Annotated in this window: 12 protein-coding genes; all 12 read right to left on the reverse strand. The window is 62.2% G+C overall.

The window, feature by feature from the left end; all coding sequences use genetic code 11:
• Positions 1 to 59 precede the first annotated feature (59 nt).
• The 12 genes from glgX to BS630_RS24735 all read right to left on the reverse strand — a co-directional run bounded on the left by glgX (position 60) and on the right by BS630_RS24735 (position 21,506).
• Positions 60 to 2,036, reverse strand: coding sequence for a glycogen debranching protein GlgX (glgX, locus tag BS630_RS24680; protein WP_077979487.1), 1,977 nt, complete (start codon positions 2,034 to 2,036; stop codon positions 60 to 62).
• A 13-nt stretch (positions 2,037 to 2,049) separates the two neighbouring features.
• A complete protein-coding gene (locus tag BS630_RS24685; RefSeq protein ID WP_072640559.1) occupies positions 2,050 to 3,681 on the reverse strand; it encodes an alpha-D-glucose phosphate-specific phosphoglucomutase in 1,632 nt (543 codons plus the stop codon).
• Positions 3,682 to 3,687: 6 nt separating this feature from the next.
• Positions 3,688 to 5,130, reverse strand: a complete 1,443-nt coding sequence (gene glgA, locus BS630_RS24690; RefSeq protein WP_077979489.1) for a glycogen synthase GlgA — start codon at positions 5,128 to 5,130, stop codon at positions 3,688 to 3,690.
• Positions 5,131 to 5,133: 3 nt separating this feature from the next.
• Positions 5,134 to 6,396 carry a glucose-1-phosphate adenylyltransferase gene (glgC, locus tag BS630_RS24695; RefSeq protein ID WP_027667781.1) on the reverse strand — a complete coding sequence of 421 codons (1,263 nt, stop codon included), beginning with the start codon at positions 6,394 to 6,396 and terminating at the stop codon, positions 5,134 to 5,136.
• Between the two features lie 19 nt (positions 6,397 to 6,415).
• A complete protein-coding gene (gene glgB, locus BS630_RS24700; RefSeq protein ID WP_077979491.1) occupies positions 6,416 to 8,623 on the reverse strand; it encodes a 1,4-alpha-glucan branching protein GlgB in 2,208 nt (735 codons plus the stop codon).
• Entirely contained in the window at positions 8,620 to 11,082 is a 2,463-nt protein-coding gene (locus tag BS630_RS24705) for a glycogen/starch/alpha-glucan phosphorylase (RefSeq protein ID WP_072640561.1), read from the reverse strand. The genes glgB and BS630_RS24705 overlap by 4 nt, the downstream gene beginning before the upstream one ends.
• A gap of 276 nt (positions 11,083 to 11,358) precedes the next feature.
• On the reverse strand, positions 11,359 to 12,579 hold the full coding sequence (locus BS630_RS24710; protein ID WP_077979492.1) for a TadE/TadG family type IV pilus assembly protein: 1,221 nt from the start codon (positions 12,577 to 12,579) through the stop codon (positions 11,359 to 11,361).
• Positions 12,580 to 12,693: 114 nt separating this feature from the next.
• Positions 12,694 to 13,572, reverse strand: a complete 879-nt coding sequence (locus tag BS630_RS24715) for a transglutaminase family protein (protein ID WP_077979655.1) — start codon at positions 13,570 to 13,572, stop codon at positions 12,694 to 12,696.
• Between the two features lie 5 nt (positions 13,573 to 13,577).
• A complete protein-coding gene (locus tag BS630_RS24720) occupies positions 13,578 to 15,995 on the reverse strand; it encodes a circularly permuted type 2 ATP-grasp protein (RefSeq protein ID WP_077979493.1) in 2,418 nt (805 codons plus the stop codon).
• Between the two features lie 27 nt (positions 15,996 to 16,022).
• Positions 16,023 to 19,346, reverse strand: a complete 3,324-nt coding sequence (locus tag BS630_RS24725; protein ID WP_077979494.1) for a transglutaminase family protein — start codon at positions 19,344 to 19,346, stop codon at positions 16,023 to 16,025.
• Positions 19,347 to 19,449: 103 nt separating this feature from the next.
• Positions 19,450 to 20,832 carry a sensor histidine kinase gene (locus BS630_RS24730; protein WP_077979495.1) on the reverse strand — a complete coding sequence of 461 codons (1,383 nt, stop codon included), beginning with the start codon at positions 20,830 to 20,832 and terminating at the stop codon, positions 19,450 to 19,452.
• Positions 20,829 to 21,506 carry a response regulator gene (locus BS630_RS24735; protein ID WP_027667773.1) on the reverse strand — a complete coding sequence of 226 codons (678 nt, stop codon included), beginning with the start codon at positions 21,504 to 21,506 and terminating at the stop codon, positions 20,829 to 20,831. The genes BS630_RS24730 and BS630_RS24735 overlap by 4 nt, the downstream gene beginning before the upstream one ends.
• Between the last annotated feature and the right edge of the window lie 69 nt (positions 21,507 to 21,575).

A 21,575-nucleotide genomic window follows, 5' to 3' on the forward strand; every position in this document is an offset into this window, starting at 1 on the left:
AGCCTTATCGTGCATTTGTGACGATTGCGACAAGGATTTGCGCAAGCGAGGGGAGGCGATCAATTTTCTACGAAAAAGGCAATCGAGCGCGGCCCAACGGTTGCGCGGCCACCGGGTTTCTTCGCTCCATCCGGGGTCAACTGGCGCCAGCCCGGTTCGCCCTCAGAAGGCAGCGTGAAAAATTGGCGGCTTCCCGAGCGGTTGAAAAGCACGCCAAGCCGGGTTTGCCTGCCGCGAGCGGAACGGTCACCGGTCGATAGCAGCATGCCGAGGGTGGAGAGCGACGGCGTCTCCCATTCGGCAACGGTCATCGGCTCGCCGGAGAGCGAAATCCATTCGACATCGCCGTTTCCTGACAGGAAGTCCCTTTCGGAGAAGACGGTGAAGCGGCGCCGCAGCCCCGCAACGAAGGCGGTGTGGGCGATGAGATCCCCGTCCAACGCTTTCCAGTCCAGCCAGGTGATCTCGTTATCCTGGCAATAGGCGTTGTTGTTGCCGTGCTGGCTGCGGCCGCCCTCGTCGCCCGCCGTCAGCATGATGCTGCCGCGGGTGGCAAAAAGCGTTGAGATCAGCGCCATCACATCGTCCCGGCGGCGCTTGCGGATCGTCGGGTAGACGGTTTCGCCTTCGACACCATTGTTCCAGGAATGGTTCTCGTTATGGCCGTCGCGATTGTGTTCGCCGTTGGCGTCGTTGTGCTTTCCGGTATAGGAGACGAGATCGATCAGCGTGAAGCCGTCATGGGCGGCGAGGAAATTGACGCTGCGCGTTTCCCGGCCGTCGTTGCGCGAGAAGATGTCGGAGGAGCCGGCGAGTGCGGTTGCCAGCGCGCCGGTCTTCCAATCGTCGCCGCGCCAGTAGCAGCGCAGGTCGTCGCGAACCCGGTCGTTCCATTCAAGGAAGGGCGGCGGGAAATTGCCGAGCTGGTAACCGCCGGGGCCAATATCCCAGGGTTCGGCGATCATGATCCGGTCGGCAAGCACATCGTCGGAGAGGATCGCGGCCAGTGTTCCGTCGCGTTCAAAACCCGTCGCGGTGCGGCCGAGCACCGGGGCGAGATCGAAGCGAAAACCGTCGACGCCGGCGTTGAGCACGAAATGGCGCAGGCTGTCGATGACGAGGCGGCGGACTTCAGAATGATCGCAGGCGAGCGTGTTGCCGGTGCCTGTGTCGTTGACGAGTTCGCCCGGGCAATTCTGAGCGTGGCGATAATAATGCAGGTTGTCGAGGCCGCGCAGCGACAGCGTCGCGCCGTAACGGTCGCTCTCGCCGGTATGATTGAAGACGAGGTCGAGGATGACGGCGATACCTTCGGCGTGGAGGGCCGCGACCGTCTCGCGCAGCTCCGTCATGCCGCCGGGGACGAGCCGCGGATCGAGCGCCATGAAGGCGACGGGATTGTAGCCCCAACCGTTGGTGAGGCCGAGCGGCGGCAGATGGCGTTCGTCGATCCAGGCGGTGATCGGCATCAGTTCGACAGCGTCGACACCGATCCGCTTCAGATGTGCGACGACGGAGGGATGGGCAAGCGCTGCGACCGTGCCGCGTTGAGCCTCCGGTACGTCGGGATGAAGAATGGTGAAGGGCCGCACCGCCACCTCATAGATAAAGCCGCCCGGCTTGAACAGCGGCTTGCCGATCGCGGCTCGGGTATCCGTGGTGACAATCACCTTCGGCATCAGATCCTGGCTGTCCTCGCCATAGATGCCGAGGCGGGGATCGTAGCGGAACGGCCTGTCGATCTCCTTGGCGTAGGGATCGATCAGCAGTTTGGAAGGATCGTACCAGAGGCCGTTATCGGGCGCATAGATACCGTCGGCGCGATAGCCGTAGCGCGCGCCCTCCTTCAGTCCGTCGACAAAGAGACGATGGAAGTAGTTGCTGTCGCGCGCCATCGGCAGGCGCGCGAATTCCCTGTGGCCGTCATCCTCGAAGAGGCAGAGTTCGATTTGTGCGGCATGATGCGACCACACGGCAAATTCGACGCCGGTCTCGAAGACGATCGCGCCGGCCTGCGCCGAACTGCTTCCCCGCATGTTTCCCCCCGGATCAGGTGATCACGGTTGGCGCATCGCGTCCCGTGCGTTCACGAATGCTGGCTATGCTTTCGGCGGCGGCGATCAGATCGGCGAGCGCTTCCTGCGTTTCGATGTTGTGGCGAGTCGAATCCGGCTCGTAGCGCTCGATATAGACACGCAAGGTTGCGCCAGACGTGCCGGTGCCGGACAGGCGAAAGACGACGCGCGAACCGCCCTCGAAGAGCACACGGACACCTTGGTGGTCACTCACCGATTTGTCGATCGGATCGTGGTAGGCGAAGTCGTCCGCCTTCTCCACCTTCAGGCTGCCGAAGCTCTTGCCGGGCAGGGTGGGAAGCTGGCTGCGGAGATTATCCACCAGGCCGTTCGCCGCATCGGTGTCGAGGCCTTCGTAATCATGGCGCGAATAATAATTGCGGCCGTAGGTCTGCCAGTGCTGGGTGACGATATCGGCGACGCTCTCGCCGCGCACGGCAAGAATGTTCAGCCATAGCAGCACGGCCCAGAGGCCATCCTTTTCGCGGACGTGACTGGAGCCGGTGCCGGAGCTTTCCTCACCGCAGATCGTCGCCATGCCGGCGTCGAGCAGGTTGCCGAAGAACTTCCAGCCGGTCGGCGTCTCGTACATGCCGATGCCGCGCTTTTCGGCGACGCGGTCGGCAGCACCCGATGTCGGCATCGAACGGGCGATGCCGGCAAGGCCGCCGGAATAGCCGGGGGCGAGATTGGCGTTGGCGGCAAGGATCGCCAGGCTGTCGGAAGGCGTGACAAAGATGCCGCGGCCGATAATGAGATTGCGGTCGCCGTCGCCGTCGGAAGCGGCGCCGAAATCGGGCGCGTCATCGCCCATCATCTCATCGAAGAGCTCCTTGCAGTGCACCGGGTTCGGGTCCGGGTGATGGCCGCCGAAATCCGGCAGCGGCATGAAATTGCGCACCGAACCCGAGGGAGCGCCGAGACGATTTTCGAAGATTTCCTTGGCATAGGGGCCGGTGACGGCGCTCATCCCATCGAAGGCAATGCGGAAGCCGAGGCTGATCAGATTGCGGATGGCGCCGAAATCGAACAGCTCTTCCATCAGCGCGGCATAGTCCTCGACCGGGTCGATGACCGAGAGAATCGTGCCGCCGGGAAGCTCGTCCTTGCCGATGCGGTCGAGATTGACGTCGGCGAAATCGGCGATCTTGTAGCTGTCGATCGTCTTGGAGCGCGCATAGATCGCGTCGGTGATCTTTTCCGGCGCCGGGCCGCCATTGTTGATGTTGTATTTGATGCCGAAATCTTCGGTCGGGCCGCCGGGATTGTGGCTGGCGGAGAGGATGATGCCGCCGAAAGCCTTGTATTTGCGGATGATGTGAGAGGCGGCCGGCGTCGACAGAATACCGCCCTTGCCGACCATGACCTTGCCGAAGCCATTGGCCGCGGCCATCTTGACCGCCTTCTGGATGACTTCGCGATTATAGTAGCGTCCGTCGCCGCCGATGACGAGGCACTTGCCCTGGTAGCCTTCCAGCGAATCGAAGATCGACTGGATGAAGTTCTCCGCATAGTTCGGCTGCTGGAAGACCGGAACCTTCTTGCGCAGGCCCGACGTGCCGGGTTTCTGGTCCAGATAGGGGGTGGTGGAGACGGACTTGATCATTTTAGGTCACATGCCTTTCGAGACGAGGCTTGAATAGAGGGCAGCGTAGCGTTCGGCGCTCTTCTCCCAGGAGACATCCGATTTCATGCCCTGCTTTTGCAATTGGGTCCAGAGTTTTCGGTCCTGGTAAAAATGCATCGCACGGCGGATTGCCTGTAGCATGCCCGTTTCCGTCACGGGGGCAAATTGTATGCCGGTTGCGACTTTCGCTGCAAGTGCGGCGTGATTGGCGTCGATCACGGTATCATTCAACCCGCCGGTGCGGGCGACGATCGGCACGCAGCCGTAACGCAGGCCGTAAAGCTGGGTGAGGCCGCAGGGCTCAAAACGCGAGGGGATGATGATCGCGTCGCAGCCGGCCTGCATCAGGTGCGACATCGGCTCGTTATAGCCGATCGAGACGCCGATGCGGCCGGGATGGCGGCTGGCGGAGGCGAGCAGCGCGCCTTCAAGCGCGGCTTCGCCGGAGCCGAGCACGACGAGCTTGCCGCCCATGGCGACGATCTCATCGGCGACGTTGGCGACGATATCCATGCCCTTCTGCCAGGTAAGACGGCTGATGACGCAGAATATCGGGGCGTCGTCATTGTCGAGATGGAAGAATTCGGCGATCGAGCGACGGTTCTCCTCGCGGTTCTTCAGCGTCGTCGGGCCGTAATGGGTGTGGACGACCGGATCGGTCGCCGGGTTCCAGATATCGGTGTCGATGCCGTTGACGATGCCGTGCAGATCGTCGATGCGGCTGGCGATGACGCCCTCGAGCCCCATGCCGAATTCCGACGTCAGGATCTCATCGGCATAGGTCGGGCTGACCGTCGTGATCGCATGGGCAGTCTGCAGGCCGCCCTTGAGGAAGCCGACAGTGCCGTAATATTCGATGCTTTCGGTGGCGAAGGCATGGGCAGGCAGGCGCAGGCCGGGAAAAATCTCGGAACCGAACTGGCCCTGGAAGGCAATGTTGTGGATGGTCAGCACGCTCGGCAGTTCCGGCGTCGGGTAGTAGCGCATATAGACCGACGTCAGCGCCGCCTGCCAGTCGTGGGTGTGGACGAGATCCGGCCGCCAGCCGGGCAGCAGACCGGCGGCGATCTCGGAGGCGGCAAGCGACAGAGCGGCGAAACGGCGCCAGTTGTCCGGATAGTCCTTGCCGAGTGGATCGAGATAGGGTCCGCCCGGCCTGTCGTAATAGGCCGGCGCATCGAGGATGAGCAGATCGAGCCCCTCGTGCTCAACCTCGAGCACGGTCGCCCGCTCACCGAGCAGGTCGGGGAATTCGAGCCTGACGACTGGGTCGCGAATGACCTTCATGACGGCGGGATAGCCGGGCAGCAGGGTCTTGGTCTCGACCCCGAAGGCTTTCAGAGTAATCGGCAGGGCGCCGGACACATCGGCCAGACCCCCTGTCTTGATCAAAGGGAAGACTTCGGACGAAACCGAAAGAACTTTCATACGTCAGATATCCAGCTTGTCGATCATCGGTTGCGTGATCAGGCAGATGCCGCTTTCCGTCCGCCGGAAGCGCTTGGCATCGAGCTCGGGATCCTCGCCGACGACCAGGCCTTCCGGAATGACGACACCATGGTCGATCACCACATTCTTGAGCTGCGCGCGCCGTCCGATCTTCACGTTCGGCAAAATGACCGCACCTTCCATCTTGGAGAAGGAATTGGCCCTGACGCCGGTGAAGAGCAGGCTGTTGTTGAGCATGGCGCCAGAGATGATGCAGTCACCTGACACAACGGAGGAGGTGGCCGAGCCGCGGCGATCCTCGTCGTCATGGACGAATTTTGCCGGCGGGGTGATCTCTGCATAGGTCCAGATCGGCCAGGACTTGTCGTAGATGTCGAGTTCGGGAACGATCGCCGTCAGGTCGATATTGGCCTGCCAATAGGCGTCGATCGTGCCGACGTCGCGCCAGTAGGGCTCGTGCTCGAAATCGGAACGGACGCAGGACTTGGCGAAGCGGTGGGCGACCGCCTTACCGTTCTTGACGATATAGGGGATGATGTCCTTGCCGAAGTCGCGGCTCGAGGCCGGGTCGGCGGCGTCGCGGCGCAGCGCATCGAGCAGGAACTTGGTGTGGAAGACGTAGATGCCCATCGAGGCGAGGGCGAAATCCGGCTTGTCGGGAATGGGCGGCGGATCGGCCGGTTTCTCCACGAAGGCGATGATCTCGTCCTTCTCGTTGACATGCATGACGCCGAAGCCGACCGCTTCCATGCGCGGCACTTCCAGGCAGCCGATGGTGACGTCAGCGCCCGAATCGACGTGCTGCTGCAGCATCCACTCATAGTCCATCTTATAGACGTGGTCGCCGGCAAGAATGACCATGTATTCGACGCCGTAATCCTGGATGATGTCGATGTTCTGATAGACGGCGTCGGCCGTGCCTTCATACCATTGCGTCTCGGAGACGCGCTGGCTGGCCGGCAGAATATCGAAGCTCTCGTTGCGCTCGGGGCGGAAGAAGTTCCAGCCGCGCTGCATGTGACGGATCAGCGAATGCGCCTTGTATTGCGTCGCGACACCAATGCGGCGGATGCCGGAATTCAGGGCGTTCGACAGGGCGAAATCGATGATGCGGGCTTTGCCGCCGAAATAGACGGCCGGCTTGGCACGCCGGTCGGTGAGTTCCTTGAGACGGCTCCCCCTACCGCCCGCCAGAACATAAGCCATTGCATCGCGGGCAAGTGGCTGAACGCGCTTTTCTACCATTTTCTCCTCCCACCAGTCACTAATTTTCAGGTTCAAGCATGATTGTCGCCAAGGGCGGCAAGGTGATCGAGCAGGTGATGTTGCCGCCGGCATCGACGGCCTGCACGCGCCCGCCATTGCCCTTGCCGCTGCCGCCGTAGATGTCGGCATCGGTGTTCAGGATTTCCCGCCAGCGGCCTGCGGACGGCAGGCGGATCGAGTAATTCTCGCGATAGACAGGGGTGAAATTGGTGATGACGGCGACCGGCTTCTGGCCCGGCGCCTTGCGCAGCCAGGCAAAGACGGAATTCTGGTGGTCGTCGGCGACCAGCCATTCGAAACCTTCGCCCTCGCAGTCACGCTCATGCAGTGCCGGCTTGCTGCGATAGGTGAAATTGAGGTCGCGCACCAGGCGCCGCATGCCCTCGTGCATACGATATTGAAGCAGGTTCCAGTCGAGTGCCTTCTCTTCGCTCCACTCGCTCCACTGGGCGAATTCCTGGCCCATGAACAGCAGCTTCTTGCCGGGATAGCCCCACATATAGGCGTAGTAGGCGCGCAGATTGGCGAACTTCTGCCAGTCGTCGCCCGGCATCTTGGCGATCAGCGAGCCTTTTCCGTGCACAACCTCGTCATGCGAGAGCGGCAGGACGAAATTTTCCGAATAGGCGTAGAGCAGGCCGAAGGTGAGTTCGTTGTGATGGTGCCCGCGATAGATGGGATCGCGGCTCATGTAGCTCAGCGTGTCGTGCATGAAGCCCATGTTCCACTTGAAGCCGAAGCCGAGGCCGCCTTCATGGACGGGTTGCGAGACCTTCGGCCAGGAGGTCGATTCCTCGGCGATGGTCATGACGTTGGAATTTTTGCCGTAGATGCGGATGTTGAGATCCTGCAGAAAACGGACCGCTTCGAGGTTCTCGTTGCCGCCATATTCGTTCGGGATCCATTCGCCGTGCTTGCGCGAATAATCGAGGTAGAGCATCGAGGCGACGGCATCGACACGCAGGCCGTCGAGGTGGAACTTTTCGGCCCAGTAGAGCGCGTTGTTGACGAGATAGGAAACGACCTCGGTGCGGCCGAAATTGTAGATCGCCGTGCTCCAGTCCGGATGGAAGCCCTTGCGCGGGTCTTCGTGCTCATAGAGTGCCGTGCCGTCGAACCAGCCGAGGCCGTGTTCGTCGGTCGGAAAATGCGCCGGCACCCAGTCGAGGATGACGCCGATTCCGACCTTGTGGCAGCCGTTGACGAAACGGGCAAAACCCTCCGGCTCGCCGAAACGGGCGGTCGGCGCGTAGAGGCCGGTCGTCTGGTAACCCCAGGAGGGATCGTAGGGGTACTCGGTGATCGGCAGGAATTCGATATGGGTGAAGCCCATGTCGGCGCAATAGGGGATAAGGCTGGAGGCGAGCTCGTCCCAGGACAGCATCGTGCCGTCCTGCCGGCGCTGCCAAGAGGCGGCATGCACCTCGTAGATCGAGATTGGCTGGCGGCGCTTGTCGGTCTCGCGCCAGTGCTTCAGATGGGCCTCGTCTTCCCACTCCTGCTCCAGCTCGGCGGCGGTGATCGAGGCGGTCTTCGGTCGCAGCTCGCTGCGCCGTGCAAAGGGATCGGCCTTCAGCGGCAGCAATACGCCGTCCTGGCCGCGGATCTCGAACTTGTAGGCAACGCCGATCGGTACATCAGGGGCAAAGATTTCCCAGATGCCGCTGTCGGCACGGAAGCGCATCACGTGGCGGCGGCCGTCCCAATTGTTGAAATCACCGACGACCGAGACGCGCTGTGCGTTCGGCGCCCAGACGGCGAAATGGATGCCCTGGGCGCCGTCATGCTTGATGAGGTGAGCGCCCATCTTGTCGAATAGTCGCAGGTGCGAGCCCTCTCGGGCGAAATAATCGTCCATCGGTCCGAGCACCGGACCGAAGCTGTAGGGATCGGTAACAGCCCATTCGGCATCGCCGCGCCGGGCGCGGTAACGCACCGGCTGGACCTTTGTGAGGGAAACTGGGCCGGCGAAGAAGCCGTCGACGTGAAGCTGCTTCAGTTCGCCGATGACGCCACCGTCGAGCGTCATGGTGGTCACTTCCTCCGCGCCCGGGATGAAGCACCGGGCGACGAAGGCGTCGCCGGCCTGGTGCACACCTAGGACGGCAAAGGGATTGGAATGCGAGCCAGCAAGGATTGCCGTGATTTCATCTGCCGAAATTTCCCAGGAAAGCTTTACTTCAGGGACGGTTTTCGGCGTTTTCATCCGGCTCTCCAGATTTCGTCTGCATATTGCCTGATCGTCCGGTCGGAAGAGAACCAGCCCATCCGTGCCGTATTGTTGATCGTCTTGGTGTACCAGGCGGACTGGTTGGTCCAGATCTGGTCGACCTCGCGCTGGGCCTGGGCATAGGCGTCGAAATCGGCCGCGACCATGAACCAGTCGTGCGAATAAATGCCGTCGATCAACGATGTATAGCGGTTGCGGTCATCGGGCGAGAAGACGCCGGAGCCGATGGCGGCAAGCGCCTGAGCGAGTTCGCGCGATCCCTCGATGATGGCGCGGGGATTGTGGCCATCGCTGCGGACTTTCGACACCTCGTCGGCCTTGAGGCCGAAGATGACGATGTTGTCCTCGCCGACATTGTCGCGCATCTCGACATTGGCGCCATCGAGCGTACCGATCGTCAGCGCGCCATTGAGGCCGAACTTCATGTTGCCGGTGCCGGATGCTTCCATGCCGGCGGTCGAGATCTGCTCAGAGAGGTCGGCGGCCGGAACCATGACTTCGGCGAGCGAGACATTGTAGTTCGGGACGAAGACGATCTTCAGCAGACCGCGTACCGACGGGTCGTTGTTAATCGTGCGGGAGACGTCGTTGATCAGCTTGATGATGAGCTTGGCGTTGTAGTAACTCGGCGCCGCCTTGCCGGCGAAGAGTTTCACGCGCGGCACCCAGTCGAGCTCCGGATGCGAGCGGATCTGGTCATAGAGCGCGACGGCCTCGATGATATTCAGCAGCTGGCGCTTGTATTCGTGGATGCGCTTGATCTGGATGTCGAACATCGCCGACGGATCGAGCTTCACGCCCATGCGGCTGGCGACGAGGTTGGAGAGTGCCACCTTGTTGGCGCGTTTTATCGCTGCGAATTTCTGCTGGAAAGCCGGATCGGAGGAATGCACGTCGAGCGCACGCAGCTTCTCGGCATCATCGAGGAATTCGTCGCCGATCGCCTCGCGGATCAGGCCGGTGAGGCCGGGATTACACTGCTGCAGCCAGCGGCGCGGTGTGATGCCGTTGGTCTTGTTGTTGATGCGGTCGGGATAGAGCTTGTGCAGATCGGCGAAGACCGTGACCTTCATCAGGTCGGTGTGCAGGGCCGAGACGCCGTTGATCGAATGCGAGCCGACGAAAGCGAGGTTGCCCATGCGCACACGGCGGTCGCCGCTTTCATCGATCAGCGAGATCGAGCGGATTTCCCCATCGGAGAAATTCTTGCCCTTACGGGCGTCGATCAGGATCTTGGCATTGATCGCATAGATGATCTGCATGTGGCGCGGCAGCAGACGCTCGAACAGCGGCACCGCCCAGCTTTCCAGCGCTTCGGGCAGAAGCGTGTGGTTAGTATAGGAGAAGGTGCGGCGGGTGATGTCCCAGGCCTGGTCGAAATCCATCCCGTGTACGTCACAGAGCAGACGTACGAGTTCGGCGACCGAGACGGCGGGGTGAGTGTCGTTCAGCTGGATCGCCACCTTGTCCGGCAGCGAAGTGAAATCGTCATATTGCTGCAGATGGCGGCGCAGGATGTCCTGCAGCGAGGCCGACGAGAAGAAAAATTCCTGGCGCAGGCGCAGTTCTTGGCCGGCCGGGGTGGCGTCGGCAGGATAGAGAACCCGGGTCAGGCTTTCGGCCTTGTTGCTTTCGCGCAGCGCCCCGATGTGGTCGCCGGCGTTGAAGGCATCGAGCAGGATCGGATCGATCGGCTGCGCCGACCAGAGGCGCAGCGTGTTGACGCGCTTGCCGCGCCAGCCGACGGCCGGCGTGTCGAAGGCGGCGGCGATGACGCGCTCGGCCGGTTTCCAGACGTAGCGCGGCTGGTCGTCATGGGTGGTAATGAATTCGACGGCGCCGCCGAAGCCGATTTCATAGGAGCTTTCGCGGCGCTCGAATTCCCAGGGATTGCCGTGGGCGAGCCAGTTTTCCGGCAGTTCCACCTGCCAGCCGTCGGCCAGCTGCTGGCGGAAGAGGCCGTGGACATAGCGGATGCCGTAACCATAGGCCGGAACCTCCACCGTCGCCATGCTCTCCATGAAACAGGCAGCCAGTCGGCCGAGGCCGCCGTTGCCGAGTGCGGCGTCCGGCTCCAGGCCGGCAATGACGTTGACGTCGACGCCGAGCGAGGCGAGTGCATCGCGCACCTCCTCCATCAGGCCGAGATTCGAGATGGCGTCGCGCATAAGCCGGCCGATCAGGAATTCGAGAGAAAGATAATAGACGCGCTTGGCACCGGTCGCATAGACCTCGCGGGTGGAGGCCATCCACTTGTCGATGATGCGGTCGCGCACCACCAGGATCGTCGCGGTCAGCCAGTCATGCGGCTTTGCCACCTTGGCATCCTTGCCGATGCGGTAGGTCAGACGTTCGATAATTTCTTCAGCGAGAATTTCCGGCCTTGAACTGCGAGGGGCGGGGGAGGGGATGATCGGCTTGGAAACAGTGTTCATCGTCAGGTCTCGCCAATTTTAATTTGGTTTCAGGATGTTATGCCTGATTCAATCAATTTGTCGCTTGCACCAGTGACAGTTTATGCATCGTTACTAAGCACTTGCAACAAAGGATTTGGACAAACGAAAAATTTGCGAAACCTTCATATTCACGCGGGTCGAGAGGGTTGATTTCAATCGTTTTTCCCGATCTGATGCGCCGAACGAGCACAACGAAAAGCCGCTCCGGTTTGTTCCGGTGCGGCTTTTTCGTTAGGCTTTTGCCGGGACATATCGTCAGTTGGTCAGGCGCGTCACCTGCGCGGAGGCCTTCGCTCCGATTGCCTTGAAGGCGGCAAGAAGGTCTTCCATTTTTTCCGGCTGGAAATAATGGGAGTCATCGGAGGCGCAATAATGCAGCAGTGCCTGTCCCCCCTCGGGCGCCATGAAGGCAATCGTATAGATTTCGATGCCTTTCAATTTCGCGTCGTCGCATGTCTTCTTCGTCGCGGTGTCGTAGGAACGGCCGCCGCTGCTATCATTATTATTGTCGCCGTCCGTCATGAAGACGATGTACTTCTTGGGTACCTGCCCGGTTTTCTGCTGGTGGGCGGCGTCTTCGGCGTCATTCCCCGCAGCGTTGTTAGCGGTCAGGGCCGAATAGGCCGTGTTCATTGCGCCACTGGAGTTCGTGCCGCCATCAGCTTGAAGCGCGCTGACATAGCTTGAGACAGCGGCGGTTCCCCAAGCGAGACTGCTGGCTGGGTATTCAACGATATCGTATGATACCGCGCCTGTGCGTACATATTCGGCATTGGGATCCGCGCTATTGAGCTGATCAAAAAGATTGCCGGCGGCGAGCTTTAGTGCTTCTATTTTTGTGTAATAACGCGTACGCGTGCCGGTGCAGGTGTCGGAGACTGTCTTACCGTTTTTGTTGAGGTGGGGGTTGCATTTATAGGTGTATGATTCCGTCGTGACCGTCGTGGTAGGATATCCCATCGACCCCGATTTATCGAGTGCGAGGAACATAGAGATCGAGCCTTGGGTCTGCGAATGCCCGCCGACCGTCGTTCCAGAGGTCGAGAGATGCTGTGTCTTGAAGCCGACCGCCTGCATCAGCGGATTGACCGTGAGGTCGTAACTCGGCGAAACCGTTACCTGGTAGGATGTTGACTTGCCCGATGTCGTTGCCTGGACATTAACGGCCGTCCTGCTCTTGATATCGGTACCGCTCTGCAGATAATTCGCCATCTGCCCAGCGACGAAATTCCGGGCAAAGGCTTCAGCCTCAGAGGTTTGGATCGTGCCATTCGCCAGTGCGGTGGCGGTCGCAAGCGCTGCCGAATCGGCTGCTTCCTGCAGTTGCTGCTTCGACAGCAGCATATCACCGACTTGGATCGCCATGCCGGCAGCGCCGAAAAGAACGGGGATCATGATTGCCGTCATGATACCGAAATTACCGCCTCGATCGCTGAACATGCGATGCAGGCAGGGACGCAAAAAGGAGGTGTTCATCATGTTCACCCAACTGGAAACCCTGTGAGGCGATTTAGGCATGCTGCTTCTTTACGCGGTCCTTACGGCGTCAATACAATTTTAACGAATCGTCGGATTTTTCCAGTTTTGGGATTATTTCAGCGGGATCACGTCGACCGCCTGGACGGCGCGGTGGCCGCCGTAGCTCTTCAAGACGCCGATGACGGGGACGACATCGGAATAGTCCCGGCCGTAGGCGACAACGATGTGGTCCATGCCGGCGGGAATGTTGTTGGTCGGATCCAGTTCAATCCAGCCGATCGTCTCGCCGCACCAGATGCGCACCCAGGCATGCATGGCGTCCGCCCCTTCCAGCCGTTCCTTGCCGGGTGGCGGGATGGTGCGCAGGAAGCCGGAGACGTAGCCGGCCGGAATGCCGAGGCTTCTGAGAGCCAGGATCATCACATGGGTGAAATCCTGGCAGACGCCGCGCTTCAGCTTGAACGCCTCGATCGGCGTGGTGTCCACCGTCGTTGCCTCCGGGTCGTAGGTGAAATCCTTGTTGATGCGGGCGCAGAGCGCATGAGCAATCTGCATGGCCGTCAGATCAGGCGTGGCGCAGCTTCGCGCATAGTCGGCGATCTCGCGCGCTTCGGTGAGGCGCGGACTGTCACCGAGGAAATGGTGCGGCGAATCCGGCGCCAGCGACCACATGCCTGATATCTCCTCCGGCAGGTCAGCAAGCAGCGGCGAGAAATCGGCGGCGATCGGCTGGCTTTCCACCTGCACGCGGGCCTGCATGCGAATGTCGAGCGTTTCGTGCGGCGCGCGCAGCAGGAAGGAGGTAGCGGGATGATGGAAGAAATCGACGAAATGCGACTGCTCGTCCGGCGAGGGCGAAATGGTAATCGAGCCGGCGATCAGCCGCTGCCGATTGGCCAGCGACAGCGGCATCAGGCGCATGATATGGCGGGCGCCGGAGGCCGGCGCGTCGTAGCTGTAACCCATGTGGAGGGAGAGATCGTAGAGCACGGCCATCACCCGAGATAGGTCTGGGCGAGCAGATCGGAGAGCTGCTCCAACTCGCGTTCCAGTCGCTGATAGACCTCGACGCCCATGCCCTCCGGCGTCATCACCGCCAGGCCGGAATGGAGCCGCATCGCCTCGCGGTAGAAGGGCGACATCTGGCCGTTGATCATGGCATTCGGCAGCTGCTCGACCTCGTGATGGATCTCGTTCACCTGGAAGAGGACCGAACGCGGGTTGAGCGGGTCGAGCGCCAAGAGGTCGGTGACAGTCAGCCGTGCGGTGTTGACGTTATAGCGGCGGCGATGAGTCATGACGCTGTCGCCGATCTCCAGCAGCATGTCGAGCGCGCCGTCAGGCGCTTCCGGGCCCGACATGTGGCCGAGCAGGCGCGTCATGTGCAGGCCGCGTTCGATATAACGGCCGAGGGAAAGGAACCGCCAGCCGGTGAAGCGGTACATGTTTTCATGCATGAGACCGGCAAAGCCTGCAAGCTTCCGCAAGAGGATCGTCATCGCGTGGCTGGCGTCGTCGCCGGCAGCGACGGTGACGTGGAAGCGGCGGGCGGTCTTGGCGAGATCGTTGAGCGCCAGCCAGCCGTCCGGCGAGAAACGGTCGCGGATGTTGCTGGCCGAATAAACGGCGCTGTCGATGTTGCGCAGCAGCGTTTCCGGCACGGCGTCGGCGGTATCGATATCGACGGCGGCAAGATAATCGGAGACGTCAGCGAGCAGTGGCTGGCTCGGATCGGCAGCTTCGGCGAAACGGGCATGCCAGGCGCGCAGGATGCGCAGCGCCCCTTCGGCGCGCTCGATGTAGCGGCCGAGCCAGAACAGGTTGTCGGCCGCCCGGCTCGGCAGGCTGCCCGGCATGTTGCGGGTGAAGCTGCCTTCAGCGGGCAGCAGCGTGTGGCGCTCGACCGGTTTGTCGCTGACGATCCAGACATCGGCGGCGGCACCACCGGACTGCATGGCGATCGCCGCGACATCGGCGCCGGAGCCGATGCGGGCAAAACCGCCGGGCATGATCTGCCAGCCGTTTGCGGTGCGCGCGGCGAAGACGCGCAGCGACATCGGCCGCGGCACGAGCTTGCCGTCCACCCAGGCGGGTGTGGTCGACAGCGTGACAACTTCCTGGCCGACGAGCTTCGGGCCGTCGGAACTCAGCCAGTCGGTTATCGAATCCTTGGCAGCCGCACGCAGCGATGAGCCGAGCACGGATTCGCCGTTATCGTCGAAGAAGGGAGCGCGGGAATAGGCCGGGCCGATTACCATCTTTTCGATGTTTTTTGCCACGTGCTCGCGCTCTTCCTCCTGACCGCACCACCAGGTAGCGATCGAGGGCAATTGCAGATCCTCGCCAAGCAGATGGTGACAGATGGTCGGCATGAAGGCGAGAAGCGCCCGGGTTTCAAGAATGCCGGTGCCGAGCGCATTGACGATGGTGAGGCTTTCGGCGCGCAGCGCTTCCACGAGGCCGGGCGTGCCGATATGCGAATTCTGGTTCAACTCCAGCGGGTCGGCAAAAGCCGAATCGAGACGGCGCCAGAGCACGCCGATCGGCTTTAAGCCGGCGACAGTGCGCACCATGACGCGGCCCTTGACGACGGTCAGATCCTCGCCCTCGAGCAGCATGAAGCCGAGATAGCGGGCGATGTAGGCGTGTTCGTAGTAGGTCTCGTTGGCGGGGCCAGGTGTCAGCACCGCGATACGGTCGTCGCCGGAATGTTTCATATCCTGAAGCGCATCCCGGAAGGCGCCAAAGAAGGAGGCAAGGCGATGGACCGGGGTTTCGGCATAGATATCCGAGAAGGCACGGGTCGTCGCGACGCGGCTTTCCAGCGCGAAACCAGCGCCTGAGGGAGCCTGCGTCCTATCGGCGAGCACCCACCAGTTGCCGTCAGGCCCGCGGCCGATTTCGAAGGCGCAGAAATGCAGATAATGGCCGGATGCCGGCTTGATGCCGGCGAGCGGGCGCTGGAATTCGGGATTGGCGGCGATCAGTGCCGGCGGCAGGAACCCTTCCTCTACCAGCCGGTTGTCGCCGTAGATATCGGCGATGATCGCTTCCAGCAGGTCGGCGCGCTGGACGAGGCCCGCCGACAGCGTCTGCCATTCGCGCTCGTCGATCAGCACCGGGATATGCGAGATCGGCCAGGCTCGCTCGCCGGTGCCCTTGCTGCCATAGGCGCGATAGAAGACGCCGGCATCACGGAGATAGCGGTCGGCGCGGGCGAAGCGCTCGGCGAGATCCTTTTCCGGCATTGCGCTCAGATGCGAGAGGAAATTCTGCCAGACGGGGCGGACGGCGCCGTCGTTGTCGACCATCTCATCGGCGGTATCGGGAAGCGGCGCATAGTCGAAGGCCGCATTCTTGGCGATGCGGTCCTCTGCCTCTTCCCTGCGCTCCACTGCCGGCTTCTTGCCCATCAAAACTTAAGCCTCAAACCCTCGGCCTCAAACCCCGGCGGGCCGCCTCAGATCCAGCGTCAGCGGGAATTCCGGCGAACCCGTCTCGACGCGCGGAATGTATCCGCCCGCCGTATGCCCCCACGGCTCGAATCGGGTGAGCCGTCTTGCTTCCGCCTCGTTACCGTTGACCGGGAAGGTGTCATAGGTCCGGCCACCTGGATGAGCAACATGATAGATGCAGCCGCCGATCGAACGCTTCGACCATGTATCATAAATGTCAAAAGTCAAAGGGGTGTTGATCGGCAGGACGGGGTGCAGGCCCGAGGCCGGCTGCCACGCCTTGTAGCGGACGCCGGCGACCGACACGCCCGATGTACCGGTCGGCGTCAGCGGCAAGGTGCGGCCGTTGCAGGTGACGGTATAACGCGAGGCATTGCCGGTTTCGAGTCGCACCTGAAGGCGTTCGACGGAGCTGTCGACGTAGCGGGCGGTGCCGCCCGGCGCGCCTTCCTCGCCCATGACATGCCAGGGCTCCAGCGCCTGGCGCAGTTCCAGCTTCGAGCCCTCGTATTCGACTTCGCCGCAGAAGGGGAAGCGGAATTCGAGCTGGGCCTTGAACCATTCCGGGCTGACATCGAAGCCATTTTCGCGAAGGTCGGCAAGCACGTCGAGGAAGTCGGCCCAGACGAAATGCGGCAGCATGAAACGGTCATGCAGGGTCGTACCCCAGCGGACGAACTTGCCGTCGACTGGATTGACCCAGAAACGGGCGATCAGCGCGCGCACCAGCAATTGCTGGGCAAGCGACATGCGTGCGTTCGGCGGCATCTCGAAACCGCGGAACTCGATGAGGCCGAGCCGTCCTGTCGGGCCGTCGGGCGAGAATAGCTTGTCGATGCAGATCTCGGCACGGTGGGTGTTGCCGGTGACGTCGGTCAGAAGATTACGGAACAGGCGGTCGACGAGCCAGGGCAGCGGCTGCTGACCGCGGCTGGGGTCGATCTGCGCCATGGCGATCTCCAGCTCGTAGAGGCTGTCGTGACGAGCCTCGTCGATGCGCGGCGCCTGGCTGGTTGGGCCGATGAACATGCCGGAGAAGAGGTAGGAGAGCGAGGGGTGGCGCTGCCAGTGGAGGACCACGCTCTTCAGGAGGTCGGGACGGCGCAGGAAGGGGCTGTTGTTCGGATTGGCCGCGCCTACGACGACATGGTTGCCGCCGCCGGTGCCGGTATGACGGCCGTCGATCATGAACTTGTCGGCGCCGAGCCGGGTGGCGCGGGCCTCCTCGTAGATCGCCGTGGTGATGTCGACGCAGTCCTTCCAGTTCGAAGCCGGATGAATATTGACCTCGATGACGCCGGGATCCGGGGCGACGCGGATGACGTTGATGCGTTCATCCTGCGGCGGCGGATAACCTTCGATATGGACGGGAAGCTTGAGCTCGGCGGCGGCGTTTTCGGCGGCTGCGATCAGCTCGAGATAATCCTCGATGCGCTCCACCGGCGGCATGAAGATGCAGAGCCTGCCGTCGCGCGGCTCGACCGACATGGCGGTGCGCACGGCGCCGCGAAGCTCGCCGAGCGTCTGTTCGACCCGGCCGCGATTGCTCTCGTCGGCATGGAAGGAGGCTTCCGGCATGGCCCGGCCGGCCGGTACGAAGACATCAGGCAGCGGTCCCCGCGGGATCGTCGGGTCGGCGGGGTGGATATAGGGGTAACGCGCCGGGGGAACATAGGGCAGAGTGCCGAGCGGCAGGCGATATCCAATCGGACTGTCGCCCGGGACGAGGAAGATCTTGCCGCGGCGGGTGCGCCATTTCTCGCTGACCCAGACCCGTGTTTCGGCTGCTTTGGCGTTCCATGCCTGAACCGGAAGGACGTAACCGGTCGGGGTCGTGAGGCCGCGGGCGAAGACGCGGGCGATGCGGCTGCGCTCCTCGGGATCCTTCAGCTTCGAATTCGACGGATCGACATTTTCGGGAAGGCTGCCTTCCTTGATGATCCAGTCGGCCGGATCCTCATAGGCCGGCTGCACCATGTCAGGCTTGATCGCCAGCTCCTTTGCGATTGCCGTCAGGAGCTTTTCGGCATCCTCGGCTTTGACGCCGGTATCCTTGCCTTCGGCGGCGACCAGATCGAGGTTCTGCCAGACCGGCTTGCCGTCGCGGCGCCAGTAGAGCGAGAAGGTCCAGCGCGGCAGGCTTTCGCTCGGATACCATTTGCCCTGGCCGTAATGCAGGAAACCGCCGGGGGCGAAGCGTTCTTGCAACTTGCGGATCAGGATGTCGGCCTTTTCGCGCTTGGTCGGGCCGACCGCGGCGGTGTTCCATTCCTCGGACTGGAAATCGTCGATCGAAACGAAGGTCGGTTCGCCGCCCATCGTCAGATGTACGTCCTCGGCTTCGAGGATACGATCGACTTTCTCGCCGAGTTCGTTGAGCTCCTCCCAGCTTTCATCGGAAAAGGGCTTGGTGATGCGCGGGTGCTCGGCAACGCGCGAGACCTTCATGTCGAAGGCGAATTCGGTTTCAGCCTCGCCAAAATAACCGCCGGAGATCGGAGCGGCGTTGCGATAATGCGGCGTGGCGGCAAGCGGGATGTGGCTTTCGCCGGTCAGCAGGCCGGACGTCGGATCGAGGCCGACCCAGCCGGCGCCAGGCAGATAGACCTCAGCCCAGGCATGCAGGTCGGTGAAATCGACTTCGGTGCCGGAAGGGCCGTCAAGCGCCTTCAGGTCCGGCGTCAGCTGGATGAGGTAGCCGGAGACGAAGCGGGCGGCGAGACCGAGATGGCGCAGGATCTGGACGAGCAGCCAGCTGGTGTCGCGGCAGGAACCCTTGGCGCTTTCCAGCGTCTCCTCCGGCGTCTGCACGCCGGTTTCCATGCGGATGACATAGCCGATCTGTCGCTGCAGACGGGCATTCAGGCCGACGATCATATCGACTGTCGGCTGGTCGGGCGACCAGTCGAGCGTCGGCAGCAGCGCCTTGAGGCGCGGACCGGCCGGCTCCGGCGTCATGTAGATCGACAGATCCTCCTGGATCGTTTCAGGGTATCCGAAGGGCCACTTGGTTGCCTCTTCCTCGACGAAGAAGTCGAAGGGATTATAGACCGTCATGTCGGCGACGAGATCGACCTCGATCTTGAACTCCGTCACCGGGTCCGGAAAGACATAGCGGGCAAGGTAATTGCCGTATGGATCCTGCTGCAGGTTGACGAAATGGTTGGAGGGCGTGACCTTCAGCGAGTGGCTGAGCACCCGTGTCTTCGAATGCGAGGCAGGTTTCAGCCGGATGATCTGTGGGCCGAGGCGGATCGGCTTGTCATAGGTATAATGCGTCAGATGATAGATGCTGGCTTTGATCGACATATTTCTCTTTTTATCCGGCTCGCATCGTCGTGCGGCTTGCTGTTCCCGAAAATCAGTGTGTGCAATGCAGCGAAAGAAAGCAAGGCGGAAAGGTCGACGGCTCTTACGCTGCCTTGGTAAAGGTAACCGCCGCTTTCAGGCCCTTCCCGCCCGTGCCCGGCTCCAGCGTCAGCGCGGCATTGAAAAGATTGGCGATTTCTTCGACGATCGGCAGACCGAGACCGGCACCGGGCGCACTGGACTCATTGCCGCGCGAAAAGCGCCGGCGCACCGCCTCCAGCTTTTCGGGCGGGATGCCGGGACCGTTGTCCTCGATTTCGAGGCGGATCGTCTCTGACGCGGCGATGATACGGACGGTGACCTCAGCTCCCTTGCCGGCATAGGCGATGGCATTGCCGGCAAGGTTGCGCAGCATTTCGCCGATCAACAGCGGCTCGGCGCGGACCATCGCCGGGCTCTCGCCCTCGAAGCCGAGATCGATGCCGGCGACGGCGGCCGTCGGGATCTGCTCGCCGGTGATTTCCTGGGCGATGGCGGCGAGATCGATGGCGGAGGCGGTGAGCGCCTCCTTGGCGGTGGCGGCGTCGATCTTGGCCATCAGCAGAAGCTGGGCAAGGATGCGTTCGGCATGCGCCACCGCCTGGTCGCCCTTCAGTGCCGCCGCCTGCGCCTCATCAAGCGAGCCGGCACGGGCGGAAAGGGCAAGCTGGGTGCGGATGATTGCCAGCGGTGTGCGTAGCTGATGGCTGGCATTGCCGGTGAAATGGCGGAGCGCATCGAGCGCCGATTGCAGGCGGACCATGAAGGAATTCACCGTATCGACCAGTGGCTCGACCTCGCTCGGCACGGTCTGCCTAATCGGATGCAGGTCATCGGGGCTGCGTTCGCCGATGGCGTCGCCGAGCTTGTAGAGCGGGCGCAGAGCCACCGTGACCGAGATCCAGACGATGACGGCGGCGCCCGCGATCATGAAGGCAAGACGGAGTGCGGATCGGACGAGGATTGCCCGCGCCAACTGCCGGCGGGCGATGGTGGTTTCGGCGACCGTCACCACGAAGGGCACCGAGCGGATGCCTGTCGAGGCCGAGCGTTCGAGTGTGGCGACGCGGATCGGCTCGCCGCGGAACGTATCGTCGGCGAAGGCGGCGGCATCGCCCGGCGTCTTCTTCAGGACCGGCAGGGACTGGTAGCCGGTGATGAATTGGCCCGGCGGGCCGTCGACGCGGTAGAAGACGCGATCCTGCGCGGCCGAGGTCAGCATTTCAAGTGCGACATAGGGGATATCGACCTGCAGCGTGCCGTCCTCGGCGACGACGACGCGCTCGGCGATCGCCAGCGCGGAACCGGCGAGCACGCGATCGGAGACGATATTGGAGGTCTGGACCGCCTCGCGATAGGTATCGGCGAGTGCCAGCGTGCCGATGACGGCGGTGGAGACGAGCAACCAGAAGAGCAGCCGGCGCCTGAGGGAATAGGCGGCTTTCATGAGGCCTCGGGCAGCTTGTCGAGATAATAGCCGATGCCGCGGGCGGTCTTGACGGTCAGGCCGTGCGGCGACAGGCGCTTACGCAGACGGCTGACATATTGCTCGATGGCGTTTGCCGAAATGTCGTCGTCGAAGGCGGTCAGCGATTGAATGATTGCCTCCTTGGCGACGACCTTGCCGGCCCGCATGAAGAGGATTTCGAGCAGGCCGAGTTCGCGGGCGGGAATATCGAGTGGCGTTGCGCCTGATGAAAAGGTGCGGGAATTGAGATCGAAGGAGATGCCGCCGAAGCCGACGGTCGCCGAACGCAGCCCGGCCTGGCGGCGCAGCAGCACGCGCACGCGGGCCTCGAATTCGGCGATATCGAAGGGCTTGATCAGATAATCGTCAGCGCCGAGATCGAGCCCCTTCACTCGCTCTTCCGGCGTGCCGCGCGCGGTCAGGATGAGGACGGCCGCCTGGTTCTGTCGGGCGCGCATGGCGCGCAGCACGTCGAGCCCATCCATCTCGGGCAGGTTGAGGTCAAGGATCACCAGATCGAAATTTTCAGCGGCGATGACCGCATCGGCGGACGCTCCGTCATGGACGACATCGACGGCATGGCCCGTGCCGCGCAAGATCGCCGACAGGCCGTCGGCCAGCGCGATATTGTCTTCGGTGAGCAGGATGCGCACGGATGTTTCCCCTGTTTTTCAAGGGAGATTACAGAGATGAAGCAGGGATGTCACAGCGATTTTCAGGCT

It is taken from the genome of Rhizobium laguerreae, assembly GCF_002008165.1.
GTDB lineage: Bacteria > Pseudomonadota > Alphaproteobacteria > Rhizobiales > Rhizobiaceae > Rhizobium > Rhizobium laguerreae.

What these genes read in the sequence shown, in the direction of transcription:
- glgX (WP_077979487.1), bottom strand. Translation starts at nt 2,036, where the DNA reads ATGCGGGGAAGCAGTTCGGCGCAGGCCGGCGCGATCGTCTTCGAGACC.
- BS630_RS24685 (WP_072640559.1), bottom strand. Translation starts at nt 3,681, where the DNA reads ATGATCAAGTCCGTCTCCACCACCCCCTATCTGGACCAGAAACCCGGC.
- glgA (WP_077979489.1), bottom strand. Translation starts at nt 5,130, where the DNA reads ATGAAAGTTCTTTCGGTTTCGTCCGAAGTCTTCCCTTTGATCAAGACA.
- glgC (WP_027667781.1), bottom strand. Translation starts at nt 6,396, where the DNA reads ATGGTAGAAAAGCGCGTTCAGCCACTTGCCCGCGATGCAATGGCTTAT.
- glgB (WP_077979491.1), bottom strand. Translation starts at nt 8,623, where the DNA reads ATGAAAACGCCGAAAACCGTCCCTGAAGTAAAGCTTTCCTGGGAAATT.
- BS630_RS24705 (WP_072640561.1), bottom strand. Translation starts at nt 11,082, where the DNA reads ATGAACACTGTTTCCAAGCCGATCATCCCCTCCCCCGCCCCTCGCAGT.
- BS630_RS24710 (WP_077979492.1), bottom strand. Translation starts at nt 12,579, where the DNA reads ATGAACACCTCCTTTTTGCGTCCCTGCCTGCATCGCATGTTCAGCGAT.
- BS630_RS24720 (WP_077979493.1), bottom strand. Translation starts at nt 15,995, where the DNA reads ATGGGCAAGAAGCCGGCAGTGGAGCGCAGGGAAGAGGCAGAGGACCGC.
- BS630_RS24725 (WP_077979494.1), bottom strand. Translation starts at nt 19,346, where the DNA reads ATGTCGATCAAAGCCAGCATCTATCATCTGACGCATTATACCTATGAC.
- BS630_RS24730 (WP_077979495.1), bottom strand. Translation starts at nt 20,832, where the DNA reads ATGAAAGCCGCCTATTCCCTCAGGCGCCGGCTGCTCTTCTGGTTGCTC.